Consider the following 16,670-nt stretch of genomic DNA (forward strand, 5'->3'; position numbering starts at 1 on the left):
TTGCTCCTTGCAGTGCTGTTCAGAACGTGCGGCGCGTCAAACGACCGGCTCCCCGATCCTCGACCGTTCGGCGCGTCCTTCCTCAGGGTCGAACATCAAGACGCTGCCCGGGGCGGCCGCTGCCTCGTCCTGCAGTACATCCCAATGTTCGGCGAGCTTGCCATCCTCGATCCGGAAGAGATCGATCACGACCTGCGGCTTGGCCGCCCAGCCACGGATGCGGCCATGGATGGCGACGAAATCGCGCTCGGCAACCATGATGCCCGGCTCGTAGAAGACGTCCTTCGGGAGTTTGGCGACAAGCGCTTGCAGGGCATCGCGACCCTGGGCGATGTCGGGATTGTGCTGGATGTAGTCCGGCGCATAGAGCCGTTCTACCGCTGATGCATCGTGCCGCTGGAAAAGCGAGGTCATGGCCTCGAGCACCAGCGCCCTGTTACGGTGAGGGCGGTCGTCGACCGTAAGATCGGCGAGGTGGGTGATGTCGAATGTCCCGGTCATCCGGAGGAACCTGCCATCCGGCAGCGTCGCATGGGAGTGGATCAGGCAGCGATCATAGTCCTGAACGTTCGTGACGGTCGCCCCGTCCTTCTCCTGCCAGCTCACGGCAAAGAGGCTATTGCCGAGCGGCACGACATGAGTATCGACCGTCTCCGTCCGGGCGAACGGCCCATCCTTGATCTCGAACCTCAGCTTCGCGGTAGACAGCAACGTCAGGCTGACCCGGAATCCCGGGTAGGAGACGTCCATTGCCAGTCCAACGGGAAAACGCTCGATTGACATCGACAAGGTCCTTTTTGTGAAGCTATGGCCAGCCCCGCCGAACCGGTGTCGATCCCGCCCCGGCGTTTGCTGGCCGGTACGGTTCGCGGCGGCGTGGCGCATGGCGCCGATGCGGCCTTTAGGCGAAGGGATAGAGCAGGCGTCCGGCCGCGAAGCCGGGAGGAGACAGAACGACCTGGCGGGAGCCGTCGGCGAACTGGGCAATGTCATCCCCCACGATGCCCTGGAACTGGACCTGAAGGACTCTGGGCTTCCGCCATTCACCCCTGGCGCCGAACCGGACAGGCCCCATCACGGTTTCGAAGATCGCGCCGCGCGCATAAGCGGAGAGCCGCTGGTCGTCGAAGCCCGCGGTCGCTTCGATCGCCTGGGCGACGACCTGCATCTGCGCGTAGGCTAGCGGAGTCATGTAGTGCCCCAGCACGTCGACATCCGCCGCCGGCGCCCGTGCCCGATAGGTTTCGAGCAGCGCGGCCACTCCGGCGAACATCAGGCTCGGAGCCGGTACCCAGTACTCGTAGTTGACGAAGCCGTTGAGCAGCGGGCCGAGCGTCGTCTTCACCGTGGTGTTCTGTGGGCCGATCATGGCGCCGCCCACCATCTTGGGACGAAACGCGTGCGAACGGATGGCGCGCACCAGCCCGACGGAATCGTTCAGATAGGAGCACAGGAAGAGCAGGTCGCAACCGCTCTTCGCGACAGCGTCGAGCACGGGCTCGAAATTCTCGGTCGCCAGGGGATACGTCCCCTCGAAGACCACGTCGAAACCATACACGCTGGCGTTGGCCCTGGCGCCGAGCACGGGATTGCGGGAGAACTCGGCGTCGGCCGAGAGCAGCGCCACTGTCCGGGGGCGCGGCTTCTGCTGCGCGGCGAGCGCGAAGAATCCTTCGGTGAGCGCCGCATTCGGATCGGGGCCGGTCGGGATCATCGCGAAGTAATTGGGGTAGTTCAGGGCGTTATTGACCCCCAGCCCCATCAGCCCGGTGAAGAATCGCCCACGCTCCATGATCAGAGGCATCGCCGGCAGGATAGTGTTGGTGCCGTACCCGCCGATGACGACGTCGACTTCGTCGACGTCGATGAGGTGCCGATACAGCTCCGGAACGCGCAACGCATCGGCCTCGTCGTCATGACAGACGAGTTCGACGGGGCGGCCGAGCAGCCCGCCCCGTGCGTTGACGTCGTCCCGCCAGATCTCGTGCGCCAGCCGTGCCGACCGGCTGTTGCCCGCGAGCGGGCCGGACAGCGACAGGCAATAGCCGATGCGAATGGGACCGGTTCCGGCCATGACCGGCCTCAGCCCTGCGCAGGAGGCGTCGCCGCGAGAAGCTGGAGTTCCCAGGCGAAAGCCACGCCGCTCGCTCCGCCATGCTCCAGAATGACGCCGGAGAGGCCCCCAGCGGTCTCGGCGCGGGCCCAGTCGCGCTGCCACTCGGCGCCGACCGCCATCCAGGTGATCGGGACGGCGCCGGCGGCGACCATGCGCCGCACGGCCATGTCGTGGGCCTCGGCCGAGACGCCGCCAGAGGCGTCCGTGACGATGAAGACGTCATAGCCTTCAGCCAGCGCCTGGATGGCCGGCATCGCCAGGCAGACCTCGGTCCAGAGCGCGGCGAGGATCAGCTGCTTGCGGCCGCTTTTCTTCACGATGTCGGTGACGGCAGGATCCTGCCAGGTGTTGATGAAGGTGCGATCGATCGGCTTCTGGTCGGGAAAGACGTCCTGCAGACCCTTGATGAGATAGCCGCCGCGTTCTTCCAGCACCGTCGTCAGGATCGTAGGAACGTTGAAGACCTTCGCCGCCTTGGCCAGGCCGACGACATTGTTGACGATCATCATCGGCTCGTGACTGTTCAGATTCGCGAACTGATAGGGCTGATGATCGATCAGGACGAGAAAGCTGTCTTCCGGACGCAAAAGGGCGTCGAGTCCGTTCTTGGCGGCCATGATAAATCCTTTCGATGATGTGACGCTCAGGCGTCCGGCGGATCGATGAAGACGTGGAGGCTCGCGATGCGTCCGGCCTCGATGCGGGCGATGTCCGTTCCGGTTACCGCGACCGGCCCTTCCGGCGGCCCCGCCCGCCAGCTCAGACGGGCAAGTCCGTGGTGGCCCACGGCCGGACCTATTGGCGAAAAGACGAAAGCGGGCGGTAGGCTGGCCAGCAGTTCCTCGACGGCCTGCGCGATTGCGTCGTGGCCGGTCGCGATACTGTCGGGCTCGTAAAGAACCGCACCCGGAGCATAGAGGCCGCGGATCGCTGCGGCTCGCAAGCTGGCGTCGCGCTCGCCGAAAACGCGCTTGAGATTGGCTTGCAGGATGCCGTCGTAATCAGCCTCGTGCGAAGTCATAGGCCACCATGAAATGTCAGTGCCGCGGACGAGGCATGCCGTACCGAGTGGCCGTTTATTACCGTGGGGATGTTCGGATGGCCCTGTCCGATTCTGCGATCGGCAGTTCGATCCTGCTGCGGAATGCCGCTTCAGCTTTTCAGTTCGCGGCGCCAGGCGGCCGGTGCCGCGCCGATGAGTTTCCGGAATGTCCGTCCGAAATGAACAGCGTCCGCGAAGCCCGTTGCCTCCGCTATCTCGTCGAGCGATGCGTCGGTATCGAGCAACTGAGCCTGCGCTTGCCGAATGCGCGCGTGCAGCTGCCACTGATAGGGCGCCATGCCGGTGGAGGCCTTGAAGGCTCGGCTGAAATGCGAGGACGACAGGCCTGCCAGCTCTGCGAGATCGCCGAGTTCCACCCTGTCAGGGAGACGGGAGTCTAGGTAATCTATGACCCGGCGCAGGCGCCATGGAGCCAGGCCGGTGACATCCTCCGCTCGTGAGTGAGGCGGCAGCGCGAAGAGGCGTGCGGCGATCGCGGTAGTGAGACCGTCGCAATAGAGCTGCGTCGATGGATCGGTATCACTCAAGGCATCGGACAGCAGCCGGACGAGCGTCCAAACCCGTTCATCAGCAAATCGCAGACGCGGGGCGCTGACCACGTCTTCGGAGAACACCGTGGCCATGTTATCGCTGAGTTTTGTGATATCGAAACTCAGCGTCGCGTCTCTCACGAACCTAACATCGTCGGTGTGGCCCCACATCTCCAACCCGGCAGGCGCGAAATGCATGTGGCGCGGCATATGGTCGATGGGATTGGGCCTGTTCGGGCGCAGCCGCGGCTCGCATTGGCCGCCGATCTCCTCGAGCACGACGCTCAGCCGGGTCTCTTCGGTGTGGCTGAACTTGTGCGAGACCTGCCCCACGCAATGGAAGCTGGTCACGTCGATCCGCACGCCACTGTATCCGCCCTGAAGGGCCGAGACCCTCACGACGTTCTCGGGCAAATGCGGGTTCTGCTGCATGGCGATCACAATTCTATCCTGAGCGGTACGGGCGGCACCAGTTCGGTTTGTGCTGCTGCCTCCCTGGCCGTCATGGCCGTTTGTACGGGCGAGCCACCGCGCCTGGGCGCGGGGGCTGCCAGTGAACCGCGTTGCCTACCGCGCGGCTTCGTCGATTAGCTCCGCGATGGACTTGGGCTGGGAAACCATGACGACATGAGAGCCGCCCTTGATCACGACCGTCCGCTTGGAGCCGGCGCGCTCGGCCATGAAGCCCAGAGCCTTGGCCGGGATGTTCTTGTCGCCGTCGCCGTAGACGAAATAGGACGGCAGTGATTTCCAGGCCGGCTCGCCGGATTTCTCGGTCAAGGCGGCTTCGGTGATCGGGCGCTGTCCGGCTGCCATCAGCGCGGTTGCCTCCGCCGGCACGTCGTGAGCGAACTGGTCCCGGAACTTCGCCTGATCAATGTAGAGATCGACGCCGCCGCCGGCGAGCTTGACAGGGGGCGCCAGCGCCTCGCCGAGCGTACCGCCAGGGAACCTGCCGGCGAGATCGGCCGCGGCCTCGCCGGCTTCGGGCGCGAAGGCCGCGACATAGACCAGCGACTTGACGTTGGCGTGCCCCTTCACCGCATTCGAGATCACCTGGCCACCATACGAATGGCCGACGAGGACGACCGGGCCGGCGATGCTCGCGACGACGTCGGACACCAGGCGTGCGTCACCCGAGACGCAGCGCAGCGGATTGGCGACGGCGACCGTCCTGTAACCTTTCTGCTGGAGACTTGAGATGACGCCGTTCCAGCTCGACGAGTCGGCGAAGGCACCGTGCACGAGCACGATCGTGGGCTTGACCGGCTGCGCCATGGCGGCTCCGGCCAGAAGAGTGGTCGCGACGGCGACGGTTGCTGCGAGCGTGGACATGAATTCTTTCCTCCCAGGATGAAGCTGAAGACGTGGCGTGGAAGCGATCCGCGTGTGTCTCTGCGAAACCCCTCGCCGGCGGCGAAAATGCGTCGTGGCTTCCGGAAACCTAGTCCGCAGCCGGCACGCGTGCGTGGCAGATCCTGCTGCGGGAGCATCGATCCTGCGGTTTGATGCGTCTTGGGCGTCCGGCTCTTCCTGGGCCGCCCAGTAAGCTTGAGGCGAAGAGCCTCAACAGCCCAGACGGACCGGATTGCGGACGGCCCGTCGATAGTCCGACGGGGTCATATGCCGATGCTTGGTGAACAGCCGGGCGAGCACCTGATTTGACGAGTAGCCGACCTCGCTTGCGATCTCGGTGACGGGCAGGTCCGTCATCTCGAGGAGTTCGCAGGCTCGCTCCATTCTGAGGCGCGTGAGGTAGACGCGCGGCGGCACGCCCACGCTCTGCTTGAACATGCGCGCGAAATGAAATGGCGATAGCTGCGCCTCTGCCGCCAGTTCGTCGAGGCTAATGTCTTCCGACAGCCGTGCCCGCATGAGCTCCATGGAGCGCCGGCGCGCCCACGGCGCCAAGCCTCCCTTTGCCGGCGCGAAAGGCGCGCCGCTCAACCGGCACAGCTCGGCGAGGATCTCGCAACCCGCAGCACGCGCCAGCAGCCGCGACGGTGCCCCTTCCTCGTCGCTCAGGGACCAGAGGTTCCGGATCGACGACTGGATGGCGGGCGAGCGAAACGGACCCCTGTAGAGCTGCAGGCTCTCCAGCGAGCTACCGCTGTTGGCGGCTTCGTCGAGCACCGACTCCCACTGCGCCTTTGGAAACGACAGACTGCGAATCTGGTGGTGCGTGGCGACGTTCATCATATTCGCGAAGTTTGGCGCATCGAGATAGAGGTCTCCCTTCTCGCTCAGCGCCTCGAAATGGCCGCCGCCTGAGTCGCCGCGAACGCGGCTGCCACCGCGCAGGTCCAGATACAGGACGAGCTCAGGCGAGGCCGGGCGATACATGTCGCCGCCCGGACGCGCCATATCGAGCATGTCGAGGATCGCGCCGGGGGACTTCCGCGTGCGCACATACGTCGCCTGCCGGCCCTCGCTGCACCATTCCTTAAAGGACGAATAGCCAAGCACTGTGATCGCTCTCCTATGAACTGGCTATTGCCTTTCGATCAGGGTCTCGTCCAGCGCTTCGCCCGAGACGGGTGCCGTCATCGCACCGAGCTGCCGAGTTATCAGCCACCGGGCCAGGGCTGTGGCTCGGCCTAAGATTGGGAAGTCACGGGTGAAACGCAAGCGTGTCGCTGGACCACGAGCCTGGCCGCGACGAGGGCGGACACATCAAACCGCAAGATCGGCAACATAGGCGCAGGGTCTGCGACGCGTACCATTCTGGCCCCGGTAGATTGCTGACGAAGCCCGCCGGCGGTCCGCGATCGCATCTCGCCCCGTCGTCGCGAGCGATCGGAGAGCCACGCGCCGTCATCCAAGCTGAATCGTCGATCGCGGAAGGAGCAATGTCCGCGCCTGCGAATGCGAATTTGTGACGGCCAGATCGAGGAGAAGCGAGACATGCCTGACCTCAACGGCAAACGGGCCCTTGTCACAGGGGGCTCCCGCGGTATCGGCGCCGCGATCGCACAAGCGTTGGCCGAGAACGGCGCGGACGTCGCGATCACCTACAACAACTCGCCCGGGCGCGCGGAAAGCGTCGTCGCCTCGATCCGGGAACTCGGCCGTCGGGGGCTTGCCGTGCAGGCTGACAGTGGCGATCCGGAAGCCATCAAGCGGGCGGTCAACGAGACCGTCGAAGCGCTCGGCGGCCTCGACATCCTCGTCAATAGCGCGGGGATCGCGATCTACGGACCGGTTGCGGACGTCGACCTCAACGCCATGCAGACGCTGATGGACGTCAACGTGCGAGGCCCGTTCGTCGCCGCGCAGGCGGCAATACCGCACCTTCCCAGAGGCGGCCGCATCATCTCGATCGGATCGACCCTGGGAGAGCGTGTCCCATTTCCGGGCGTGACGGCGTATGCCATGTCGAAATCAGCGCTGCTCTCGTTCACGCGCGGCCTGTCGCGCGAGCTCGGTCCGCAAGGCATCACGGTGAACCTTGTCTCGCCCGGCTCGACCGACACCGAGGCAAACCCTGCGGATGGTGAGGGCGCCGCTGTCCAGCGTGGTCTTTCCGCGCTCGGGCGTTTCGCGAAGCCGCGCGAGATCGCGGAGGTGGTCGCGTTCCTCGCGAGCCCTGCTGCCGGCATGATGACCGGCAGTGTCGTTACCGTCGACGGCGGGGCGAACGCGTAGCTCCGTCGAGCCGCCCAAGACCCCAGCTCACCGCTGAAACGAATGCGGAGCGCCCGGCAATGACGCGGCGCTTAGCCCGGCCGGCTGCGCTTCGCAGACATCTCTTCAAACGAGGCAAGTCATGACTCAGCAAACACTGCAGGCCACGTCCACGCCGGAGCACCCCGGTGCGGACCTCATCGTCTTCAATGCGACAATCTATACCGGGAACCTGGCGCAGCCCGATGCGACCGCCCTCGCGGTCAAGAACGGGCGCATCTATGCCGTCGGAAGCGATGCCGAAATTCTCGCGTTGAAGAACGCTCACAGCCGGACCGTCGATGCAGGCGGCCGCCGCCTGATCCCCGGGATCAGCGATGCCCATATCCACCTGCTCAACGAGAGCAACTTCACCCTGAACGTCCGGTGGGACGGCGTGCCGACGCTGCGCCGGGCGCTCGCCATGCTGAGCGAGCAGGGGAAGCGGACGCCCGAGGGGCAGTGGGTCAAGGTGATCGGCGGCTGGTCCCCTTACCAGTTCGAGGAAAATCGCTTCCCTACCATAGAGGAACTGCGCGAGGCGGTACCTGACCGGCCCCTGCACGTGCAGTACGCCTACAACCGCATCTTCATGAACGAGCTGGCGATGGAGGCGATCGGCGTGGGCACCGATCGACTTCCGGACTTCCAGGTGATCGAGTTCGAGAAGGACGCCCAGGGCAACTACACCGGCCTCGTCTCCGGCGACACGTTCGGTTTCGTCGCGCTCGAGACCTTGTTCCCGCAACCCTCCTTCGACGAGCAGCTGAGCTCTCTGGCGCATACGATTCACTGCCTGAACCGGTTCGGGGTCACCTCGGTGATCGACTGCGGCAGCCGAGGCTACCCCGAAGCACATGTGACCGCCGAAGCCCTGATGCGCGAGAACCGCTTCAACCTGCGCCTGTCCTTCGTGGACATGCAGTTCGGCAGCCCCGACATGATCGACGCCGAAATCCGAGCGATCACGACGAAGTCGCTGATGAGTCCTGGTGAAAACCTCTATCCGGCGCTCGCCCATGGCCATGTCTACCGCGGCGCCAAGGCGCTCGATGCGGAAGTCCACGATCACGAGAATTTCGACCGTCCTGCGGTCATTCTCGACCCGGAGAGGATTCGCCGGCATGTCGAGCAGGACATCGCCAAGCTGGTTCGGCGGCGGATCCCATTCCGAATGCACATCAGCTACGACGATAACATCACGCCCTTCCTCGATGCCATGGAGACGATGAACCGGACGACCCCGCTGGACGGTCTGAAATGGAGCATCGAGCACGCCGAGACTATCAGTCCGGAGAACATCGCGCGGGTCAAACAGCTTGGCGGCGGTATCGCGCTGGATCCCAAGATGGCCTTGCACGGGGACGGTTTCATCAAGACCTACAGCCGCGAGAAGGCCTTGGTTACGCCGCGTCTGCGCGAGCTTGTCGATAGCGGCCTGCCGCTGGCGCTGACGACCGACGCCTTTCGCGCCGCCACCTTCAATCCCTGGGTGGCCATCAGCTGGGCGGTCTCCGGCAAGTCGGTTTCCGGGTCCGAAGTCCTCGCCAAGAACAATCGCCTCTCCCGCGTCGAGGCGCTGAAACTCTTCACCCGAGGTGCAGCGTGGTTCATGAACGCGGAGCACGAGATGGGGATGATCGCCCCGGGCAACTTGGCGGATTTCGCTCTACTGGACCGGGACTATTTCACGGTGCCGGAGGACGAGATCAAAGCCGTCACGTCCATGCTGACCGTGATGGACGGCAAGGTCGTCTTCGGCGCGCAGGACTACGGCGCGCTCGCGCCGCCTCTGCCCGAGATTCTGCCGGCCTGGTCGCCCATTAAATACTTCGGCGGCTACCACGGCGCTTTGTGAGGCGAGGTTCGGCCGGCGGTCCGATCGGGCGGCCAGCTGAAGCAAAGTTGCGCAGTCTGCGACAAGACGAGGTGCCACTCCATTTGCGGCTCGCGTAACCAACAGCACGTTAAAATTAGCCGGCTTATCAAAATCCGCATGCGCGCTGAGGCCACCGTTTGCGCCCTGCAGCAAATTTCGACGCACGCGGTGCCGCCGGGCAGCATCGCCCTGAGAAACAAGCAAACGAACTCGGAAGTAGGCAGGTCATGGCAAGCATCACCACGTCCGACGGCACAAATCTCTTCTACAAGGACTGGGGCCCGAAGGACGCGCAGCCGATCATGTTCCATCATGGCTGGCCGCTCAGTTCGGACGACTGGGATAACCAGATGCTGTACTTCAGGTCGCATGGCTATCGCGTCATCGCGCACGACCGGCGCGGCCATGGCCGGTCCGACCAGAGCGACATCGGCAATGACATGGAGACTTATGCCGCCGACGTGGCGGCCATCGCCAGGGCGCTGGACCTGCGCGACGCCATCCATGTCGGCCATTCGACTGGTGGCGGTGAGGTCGTACGCTATGCTGCCCGTGCCGAGCGCGGCCGTCTCGCCAAGGCGGTGCTCATAGCGGCGATTCCGCCGATGATGGTCCGGTCGGTGGCGAACCCGGACGGTGTTCCCCGCGACGTCTTCGACGGGTTTCGCTCGGCGCTCGCCGCGAACCGCGCGCAATTCTATCGCGATGTGCCAAGCGGATCATTCTACGGGTTCAACCGGGAGGGTGCAAATGTCAGCCAAGGCCTGATCGACAACTGGTGGCGCCAGGGCATGGCCGGTGGTGCAAAGGCCCACTACGACTGCATCGCCGTGTTCTCAGAGACCGACTTCACCGAGGACCTGAGGACGATCACCGTGCCCGTGTTGATCATGCATGGTGAGGACGATCAGGTCGTACCCATCGGAAATTCGGCCCACAAGGCGATCAGGCTTGTCAGGGACGGCACGCTGATAACCTACCCTGGCCTATCGCACGGTCTGTTTGCCACCCATCCGGACGTCGTGAACCGGGACCTGCTGGTGTTCATCCGGGCCTGAAGAACGCGCGCGCCAAGAAAGCGCGTGGAGCATGCGGCTCTTTCCATAGCTTCGCTGACGCCTCCGAACGCCCAGCACCTGCAACCGGCCGTACCGGCGGGAACGCGCCTGCCCCGTCACAGTCGGCCCGGCACGTGGAAGCTCGCAGATGTCCGGCTCGCCAATCCCCGAGGGAGAAGACCATGTCGATCCGCTCCGCCTTGGATGCTGTTCGGCGCCTGTCATCGATCGGCCAGCGAGGCATCGTCTTGGCCTTGGGCTTCGTCGCCGCCGCCCTCCTCGGCGCCGCGCGAGCGCAGGCTCCCACCGATATCGGCCGCGCTCCAACGCTGACCATCGAACGCTATACGGAGGACTGGACCCATCTCGCGGACCCGGGCAAACGGACGGGGCGCTGGACCGAGCGCCTCAAATACATCCCCCTGAGCGCTGATGGATCGCGCTATCTCACCACGGGCGTGGAAGTTCGTTCGCGCTACGAGCACTATGGCAACGCGAACTGGGGAGGAGCGCCGGACGATGGTTATGTCTGGCACCGGTTCATGCCCTATGCCGATCTTCATTTTGGCGATCTCAGGCTGTTCGCCCAACCGATCGTATCGGGCATCTCCGGGGTCCGACGGCCCAGGAGGCCGGTCGATACGACCGGCGCGGATCTGCTGCAGGCCTTCGCAGAGGTCGAATTCAACATCGCGGATGCGGCTTCGCTGCGACTTTCCGCAGGGCGCAAGCTCGTCTCGCTGGGGGCGGGTCGCCTTGTCGACACGCGCTATGGCCCCGGTGTCCCACAGGCCTTCGACGGCTTCGACGCCATCCTGACCGGCACATCCCGTCAGCTCACCGCCTTGTACTTCCGCCCGGCCGAGAACCGGCTCGACGATTTCGACGACCGGACGTCGAACCAGAAGGCGCTCTGGGGGCTCTACGGGACGCAGTGGCTGAGCGAGAACCGGCTCACTGGCCTCGACCTCTTCTACCTCGGGCTGCGTGACCGCAAGGCCGTATACGACCAGGGTGCCGGCAAGGAGGTCGTCCATACTTTCGGAACGCGGATCTTCGGCGATACGGGCTCCTGGTACTGGAATCTTGAAGGCGGCATGCAGCTTGGCACCTTTGCTGGGCACCGCCGGGCGGCGTGGGGTGCGGGGGCCGAATTCGGCTATCGATTCCGTGAAGCGCCACTGCGGCCTGACCTGAGGCTGTCGGCCGATGTGATTTCAGGCGATGACGACCCGGCGGATCCTGAGCTGGGAACGCTCAATCCCTACTTCCCGCGAGGCAAGTACTTCACGTCCCAGTCACCAATCGGCCCACGCAACCTCATTCATATTAGGCCCTCCATCATGTTGCATCCATTCGAGAACGTCGAAGTGGCGCTCTCGGCATCTGCCTATTGGCGGCAAAGCACGGAGGACGGCATTTATGCCATATCCGGACATCTGGTGAGGAGCGGGAAAGACAGTGCTGCCCGGTTCATCGGGACGCAGGTCGAGCTCGCCGTGGCCTGGCAGGCGACGCCGGAACTCAACTTGTCGGCCTCTGTCGGCGTTTTCAATCCGGGGACGTTCATTCGGCAGACCGGTCCGGCGGAGCTCATCAAGCTGGTCGGCGTCATGGCGAACTACAGGTTCTGACTCCGCGACGCGTGGGAAGCCGCCCAGCATACCGTACTCTGCACTGCCGCAGCGTGCCCGTCAGTCAGAAGCTTTGTTCACCGACATGCCTGCGGCGAGCCCCAGAAGTGCTTCCAGTCCACGGTCCCAGTACGGCTCCGGCCCTATGCGCTCGACCATCCAGTCGATGAACGCCCGCACCTTCGGGGCCAGCTCTCGCGAGCTCGGGTAAAGCGCCCATAGCGTTTGCGTGGAGACCAGCGGAAATCCGGGAAGCACCGGCACAAGGGCGCCACTTCTAAGCTCGTCGTCGGCGCACCAGGTCGCCATCAACGCGATGCCGAGCCCGGCGCAGGCCGCATCCCTCACTGCCCCGCCGTCATTGATGCGTAGCGCAGGCGACACCTTTCGTACGACCTGCTTCCGATCGGCGTCCAGGAACGTCCAGAGATCAAGCGTCCCGACGACCAGGCAGGTGTGATCGGCAAGGTCGTCCGGTGTGCTCGGCCATCCGCGCTGCTTCAGGTACTCGGGCGACGCGACGAGGACGCGCCGGTCCGGCGCGAGCCGCCGCGCGACGAACGAGGAATCGCCGAGCTCGGCGTAGCGGACCGCTACGTCGAATGCTCCCTCGACGAGATCGACGACGCTGTCCGAGATGCGGAAATCGAGCACCAGACCCGGGTAGCGGGCGCGCAAATCTGGCAGGCCCGGCACGATGTGCATGCGCGCGAACGAGGCCGGGGCCGCCACCCTGAGCGTTCCGCGCGGCATGGCCTGCTCGCGCCCCAGCGCCGCCCGTGCGGCATCGGCGGCATCGAGCACCTGCTCGGCGTGCGGCAGGAACGCCAGGCCGTCGACCGTCAAGGTAGCCTGCCGCGTCGTCCGATGCAGAAGCCGCGCGCCCAGTCGCTTCTCGAACGCCGCGAGCCGCGCACTCGCGCCGGCCGGGGTGAGGCTCAGGTCACGGGCGGCCGCGCTGATGCTTCCCAACTGGGCGATCCGCATGAACAATTTCAGGTCGTCGATGTCCACGGCCAACCTTCAAAATTTTCTTGAAACTGATCCTAGTTTCGAGCCGCTACTGGGCGCAATCGCGAAATGCCAAATGAGCGGAAACACCGCGGCTCCCTCGCGACGTTGCCGGTCATCGTTAACATCGGGAGCCCCCGCTGACCGACTGATCTTCTCTTGAGAAGGACATTTACAATGAAAGCCGCTTCCATAGCCGGTGATGCGGCAATGCGCGTCGCGCTCCTCGCAATCGCGCTGCTTCTCGCCGCCTGCGCGTCTGTGTCCGATCCCACCGAGGTCGAGCCGGTCGAGGGCTGCCGCACCGAGACGCGCCGCGAATTCCAGCACATCGGCCCGCCGGGCAAGGTCCCGCCGACGCTGGTCGACCGCGAGGTTCGGGTCTGCCGCCCGGCCGGCACCGTCTCCACCGAGCTCTCGGCGAGCCGCTGAGCCCTATTTTCTCACCTACTGCAGAAGGCGAAACACATGACCAAGACTATGAAGGCCGTCGTTCTCACCCGCTTCGGAGGGCCGGACGCGTTCGAATTGCGCGAGGTGCCGGTGCCGCCGGTTGGCCCGCGCCAGCTGCGGGTGCGGGTGCACGCCACTGCGATCAACCCCCTCGACTACCAGATCCGCCGCGGCGATTATGCCGACTACGTCCCGCTGCCTGCTATCATCGGCCACGATATCTCAGGTGTCGTCGAGGAGATCGGGTCGGACGTTAATGAATTCGCGGTCGGCGACGAGGTGTACTACACGCCGAAGATCTTCGGTGGTGCGGGCTCCTATGCCGAGCAGCATGTCGCTGACGTTGAGCTCGTCGGCCGCAAGCCCCGGAACCTCACGCACCTTGAGGCGGCGAGCTTGACGCTTGTCGGCGGCACAGTCTGGGAAGCGTTCGTCCAACGCGCGCAGCTGAAGGTCGGCGAGAGCATCTTGATCCATGGCGGCGCCGGCGGCGTCGGCACGATCGCAATCCAGATCGCCAAGGCGATCGGTGCACGGGTGATCACGACGGCGCTGGCCAGAGACCACGCGTTCGTGCGCTCGCTCGGTGCCGACGACGCCATCGACTTCGCCACCGAGGACTATGTCGAGGCAGTCGCCCGGTTGACGGGAGGCGAGGGCGTGAACGTCGTTTTCGACACGATCGGCGGCGACACGCTCACGAAAAGCCCGCTCGTCCTCGCGGCTTTTGGGCGCGTGGTCAGTCTCGTTGACCTCGCGCAGCCGCAAAACCTCATCGAGGCCTGGGGCAAGAACGCTGCCTACCACTTCGTCTTCACCCGTCAGAACCGGGGCAAGCTCGACTCGCTGACGCGCCTCGTCGAGCGCGGTCTCGTCAAGCCCGTGCTCGGCGCCACGCTGCCGCTGGCGCGTATGGGCGAGGCGCACGAACTGCTCGAGAACGGCGGGGCACGGGGGTTGCGCGGCAAGGTCGTGATCGACGTGGCGGGCGAGACGGTTGCCTTGCCTTCCACACAGCGTGCCGGCTGAAACGTCATGCGGACGGCCGACCGACTCGGACCTGCCGTCCGCTTCCTTCTACTCGGGAAGATCCCATGGTGACCGAACTCGCGCTCTTTCGCCTGCGACCGGGCTCCGGCTCGGCCTTCGAAGCTGCCTTCGCCCGCGTCGCTCCGCTCCTGACCGGTGCTGACGGCTACCTGCGACATCGCCTCCGGCCGACGCTCGACGACGCAAACCTTTATCTACTCGAGGTCGAGTGGCGCGATCTGGCCGCTCATACCCTGGGCTTCGAACCGAGCGACGCACATGCGCTCTTCATGGCGCCGCTCGAACCGATGCTCGTCGGCGCGCCAATCGTCGTGCATGTCCTGACAGGCGAGCGGTCGTGATGGCCCCACCTTCGCTCCACCGTTGGCGGGTGGGTGCGTCCAAGCAGAAGAAGGTCGAAGTACCGTCGGCCCACCTCAGGCGCATCTAGAGGCTCGACCGATTGCAACTACGCGGACCGAATGCTCGGAAAAATGCGAGGGGTTTGTCTGGCAGCCGGAGGGCAGCACTATCTGACTCGATTTCATCGAGCACAAGCACAAATGCCCTCAAGCCCGGCTTGATCCAGCGCTAACGGCTAGAATCTCAGTGGCAAGCAACAATGGAGCATATCATGTCGACCGTCGCACGCACTCTTGCGCGGAACCCTTCCACGACTGAGCCCATGTCGGAAGCATCGCCCTTGGCGGTACTGCAGACGATCTTATCGAACCCGACCGATATTGACTTCGTCAGGCAATATACCACCGATGATTTCACATATATCTCGCTGAACTACCAGAACCCGGAACTGAAGCAAATTCTGCCCTGGGCCGGGACGACCGAGGGCACCGAAGGTTTGGTCCGGACCTTCATCGATGTGCACCGTTATTGGACGGTCGATGACTTCCAAATCCAGGACGCCTTCGAGAACGAGGGTGGAGCCGCGATCTTCGGAACCTTCACCTATACGTCAAACACGCTGGGCAAGACAGTGACCTCGCCCTTCGCAGTTTTGGCGCGCGGCGGAAATGGCAAATTGTCCAGTGTCCAGTTCATGGAAGACACCTTCGCCACCGTCCGCAGCTTCCGCGAAAGCGGCGAATACCACATCAAGGCGAACCCGGACGGATCTGAAACTTACATCTAAAGGTTGTTCAAGCATTCGCCCCGCAGATGGCGGGGCAGATGCGCGACCTTCGCTACGCCGCCGCACGCCCCGCGAGGTCACTACCCCGCTAATCGGCGCGGGCGTCAGGATCAGCATGAACGGCAAGCGCGCTTGGCGCGACAACGTCTTCGTCGAGCGCATCTGAAAATCGGCCTCCCGGTCAGACAAAAGCCCGCGAGCTTCAACCTCGACGAGGTCGTGACGAAGCTCTCCAGCGGGGGCAATCGCTGGCAGACATGAGAGGTGATCCGGCAGGGCCGGATTACCGCTCACCCAGCGTCTGCTTTCAAGAGTAGTCTGCGATGTCACGTTCCAGCGGTCCAGACCGTCGCGCTCACACTTCGGGCATTCGTCACCGTTGCGCCACAACCAGACATTGGACCATCGCCTGGGACCGGACATTCGCGGATGAGGAGATCGTCGCAACTATGGCAGATCGGTACGCGAACTTCGCCGAGTTCTCAAAAGAGGAGAAGCTAGATTTCGACTACCGGATCTGGCTTAGGGACCTCAGTACGCCGATTGTTGTGCTGGCTCCCCATGGAGGGTGGATAGAACCCGGCTCATCCGAGGTCGCGGCGGCGATAGCAAGCGAGGATTACTCGCTGTATCTTTTTGAAGGAATCCGTAGAGGCCGGCCTCATCGCGACCTACACATAACTTCCACCCGCTTTGACGAGCCGCAGGCCACGCAGCTCGTCGGCTCTGCGCAAACAGCGATCGCGGTTCATGGCCGCCGTGACGGCAATGATCCACGAACTGTCTGGCTTGGTGGACGAAACGCCTCACTTGGAACTGCTATCGCCCAATCTATTGGGGCCGCAGGCTTCGAGATCACCGCCGCGGAACGGAGTTTAGCGGGCCGCGAGCCTCTGAATATCTGCAATCGTGGGACTTCTGGAGGCGGCGTGCAATTGGAACTGCCACGTACCCTTCGCGACGAACTGCTACTCGACGTATTGAGGTTGCAGCTTTTCTGCGATGCGGTCCGCGAGGCAATGCTGGCATCTTTGTCGGCGTAGCAGCCCAGGTAACGCCAGGAAACGATATCAGCTCACTTCGG

The 16,670-nt window shown here is 64.2% G+C and carries 17 protein-coding genes; 9 read left to right on the forward strand and 8 right to left on the reverse strand.

Annotated features, from left to right (window positions below; genetic code table 11):
• Nucleotides 1–36: 36 nt before the first annotated feature.
• The 7 genes from BMZ21_RS30645 to BMZ21_RS22380 form a co-directional block, all read right to left on the reverse strand.
• Nucleotides 37–885, reverse strand: coding sequence for a nuclear transport factor 2 family protein (locus BMZ21_RS30645; RefSeq protein WP_208862347.1), 849 nt, complete (start codon nt 883–885; stop codon nt 37–39).
• Nucleotides 886–901: 16 nt separating this feature from the next.
• A complete protein-coding gene (locus tag BMZ21_RS22355; protein ID WP_091839828.1) occupies nt 902–2,074 on the reverse strand; it encodes an amino acid ABC transporter substrate-binding protein in 1,173 nt (390 codons plus the stop codon).
• Between the two features lie 8 nt (nt 2,075–2,082).
• Entirely contained in the window at nt 2,083–2,733 is a 651-nt protein-coding gene (locus BMZ21_RS22360; RefSeq protein ID WP_091839833.1) for a hydrolase, read from the reverse strand.
• Between the two features lie 26 nt (nt 2,734–2,759).
• A complete protein-coding gene (locus BMZ21_RS22365; protein WP_091839837.1) occupies nt 2,760–3,137 on the reverse strand; it encodes a nuclear transport factor 2 family protein in 378 nt (125 codons plus the stop codon).
• A gap of 131 nt (nt 3,138–3,268) precedes the next feature.
• Nucleotides 3,269–4,141: a helix-turn-helix domain-containing protein gene (locus BMZ21_RS22370; RefSeq protein WP_091840209.1), complete on the reverse strand. Its 873-nt coding sequence runs from the start codon at nt 4,139–4,141 to the stop codon at nt 3,269–3,271.
• A gap of 135 nt (nt 4,142–4,276) precedes the next feature.
• Entirely contained in the window at nt 4,277–5,044 is a 768-nt protein-coding gene (locus BMZ21_RS22375) for an alpha/beta fold hydrolase (RefSeq protein WP_091839841.1), read from the reverse strand.
• 231 nt (nt 5,045–5,275) lie between these two features.
• On the reverse strand, nt 5,276–6,175 hold the full coding sequence (locus BMZ21_RS22380) for a helix-turn-helix domain-containing protein (RefSeq protein WP_244543962.1): 900 nt from the start codon (nt 6,173–6,175) through the stop codon (nt 5,276–5,278).
• A 438-nt stretch (nt 6,176–6,613) separates the two neighbouring features.
• Between BMZ21_RS22380 and BMZ21_RS22385 the strand changes: the two genes are divergently transcribed.
• The 4 genes from BMZ21_RS22385 to BMZ21_RS22400 all read left to right on the forward strand — a co-directional run bounded on the left by BMZ21_RS22385 (nt 6,614) and on the right by BMZ21_RS22400 (nt 11,943).
• Entirely contained in the window at nt 6,614–7,354 is a 741-nt protein-coding gene (locus BMZ21_RS22385; RefSeq protein WP_091839849.1) for an SDR family NAD(P)-dependent oxidoreductase, read from the forward strand.
• A 121-nt stretch (nt 7,355–7,475) separates the two neighbouring features.
• Nucleotides 7,476–9,230 carry an amidohydrolase gene (locus BMZ21_RS22390; RefSeq protein ID WP_091839852.1) on the forward strand — a complete coding sequence of 585 codons (1,755 nt, stop codon included), beginning with the start codon at nt 7,476–7,478 and terminating at the stop codon, nt 9,228–9,230.
• 248 nt (nt 9,231–9,478) lie between these two features.
• Nucleotides 9,479–10,309: an alpha/beta fold hydrolase gene (locus tag BMZ21_RS22395; protein ID WP_091839855.1), complete on the forward strand. Its 831-nt coding sequence runs from the start codon at nt 9,479–9,481 to the stop codon at nt 10,307–10,309.
• Between the two features lie 182 nt (nt 10,310–10,491).
• A complete protein-coding gene (locus BMZ21_RS22400) occupies nt 10,492–11,943 on the forward strand; it encodes an alginate export family protein (protein ID WP_091839860.1) in 1,452 nt (483 codons plus the stop codon).
• A gap of 60 nt (nt 11,944–12,003) precedes the next feature.
• On the opposite strand, the gene BMZ21_RS22405 is transcribed toward BMZ21_RS22400, so the two are convergent.
• Nucleotides 12,004–12,957, reverse strand: a complete 954-nt coding sequence (locus BMZ21_RS22405) for a LysR family transcriptional regulator (protein ID WP_091840212.1) — start codon at nt 12,955–12,957, stop codon at nt 12,004–12,006.
• A gap of 174 nt (nt 12,958–13,131) precedes the next feature.
• Between BMZ21_RS22405 and BMZ21_RS22410 the strand changes: the two genes are divergently transcribed.
• From BMZ21_RS22410 to BMZ21_RS22430, 5 genes are all read left to right on the forward strand, one after another.
• Nucleotides 13,132–13,386 (forward strand): hypothetical protein, encoded by a 255-nt coding sequence (locus BMZ21_RS22410; RefSeq protein WP_143079760.1) that lies wholly within the window; start codon nt 13,132–13,134, stop codon nt 13,384–13,386.
• A 36-nt stretch (nt 13,387–13,422) separates the two neighbouring features.
• On the forward strand, nt 13,423–14,436 hold the full coding sequence (locus tag BMZ21_RS22415; protein WP_091839866.1) for a zinc-dependent alcohol dehydrogenase family protein: 1,014 nt from the start codon (nt 13,423–13,425) through the stop codon (nt 14,434–14,436).
• A gap of 65 nt (nt 14,437–14,501) precedes the next feature.
• Nucleotides 14,502–14,798: an antibiotic biosynthesis monooxygenase family protein gene (locus tag BMZ21_RS22420; RefSeq protein WP_091839870.1), complete on the forward strand. Its 297-nt coding sequence runs from the start codon at nt 14,502–14,504 to the stop codon at nt 14,796–14,798.
• Nucleotides 14,799–15,070: 272 nt separating this feature from the next.
• The gene (locus BMZ21_RS22425) at nt 15,071–15,586 is read left to right on the forward strand and encodes a nuclear transport factor 2 family protein (protein ID WP_244543963.1); all 516 of its coding nucleotides are present in this window, start codon (nt 15,071–15,073) and stop codon (nt 15,584–15,586) included.
• A 323-nt stretch (nt 15,587–15,909) separates the two neighbouring features.
• Nucleotides 15,910–16,629: a poly-gamma-glutamate hydrolase family protein gene (locus BMZ21_RS22430; RefSeq protein WP_091839873.1), complete on the forward strand. Its 720-nt coding sequence runs from the start codon at nt 15,910–15,912 to the stop codon at nt 16,627–16,629.
• Nucleotides 16,630–16,670 lie beyond the last annotated feature (41 nt).

It is taken from the genome of Allobosea lupini, from assembly GCF_900109525.1.
GTDB classification, from domain to species: domain Bacteria; phylum Pseudomonadota; class Alphaproteobacteria; order Rhizobiales; family Beijerinckiaceae; genus Allobosea; species Allobosea lupini.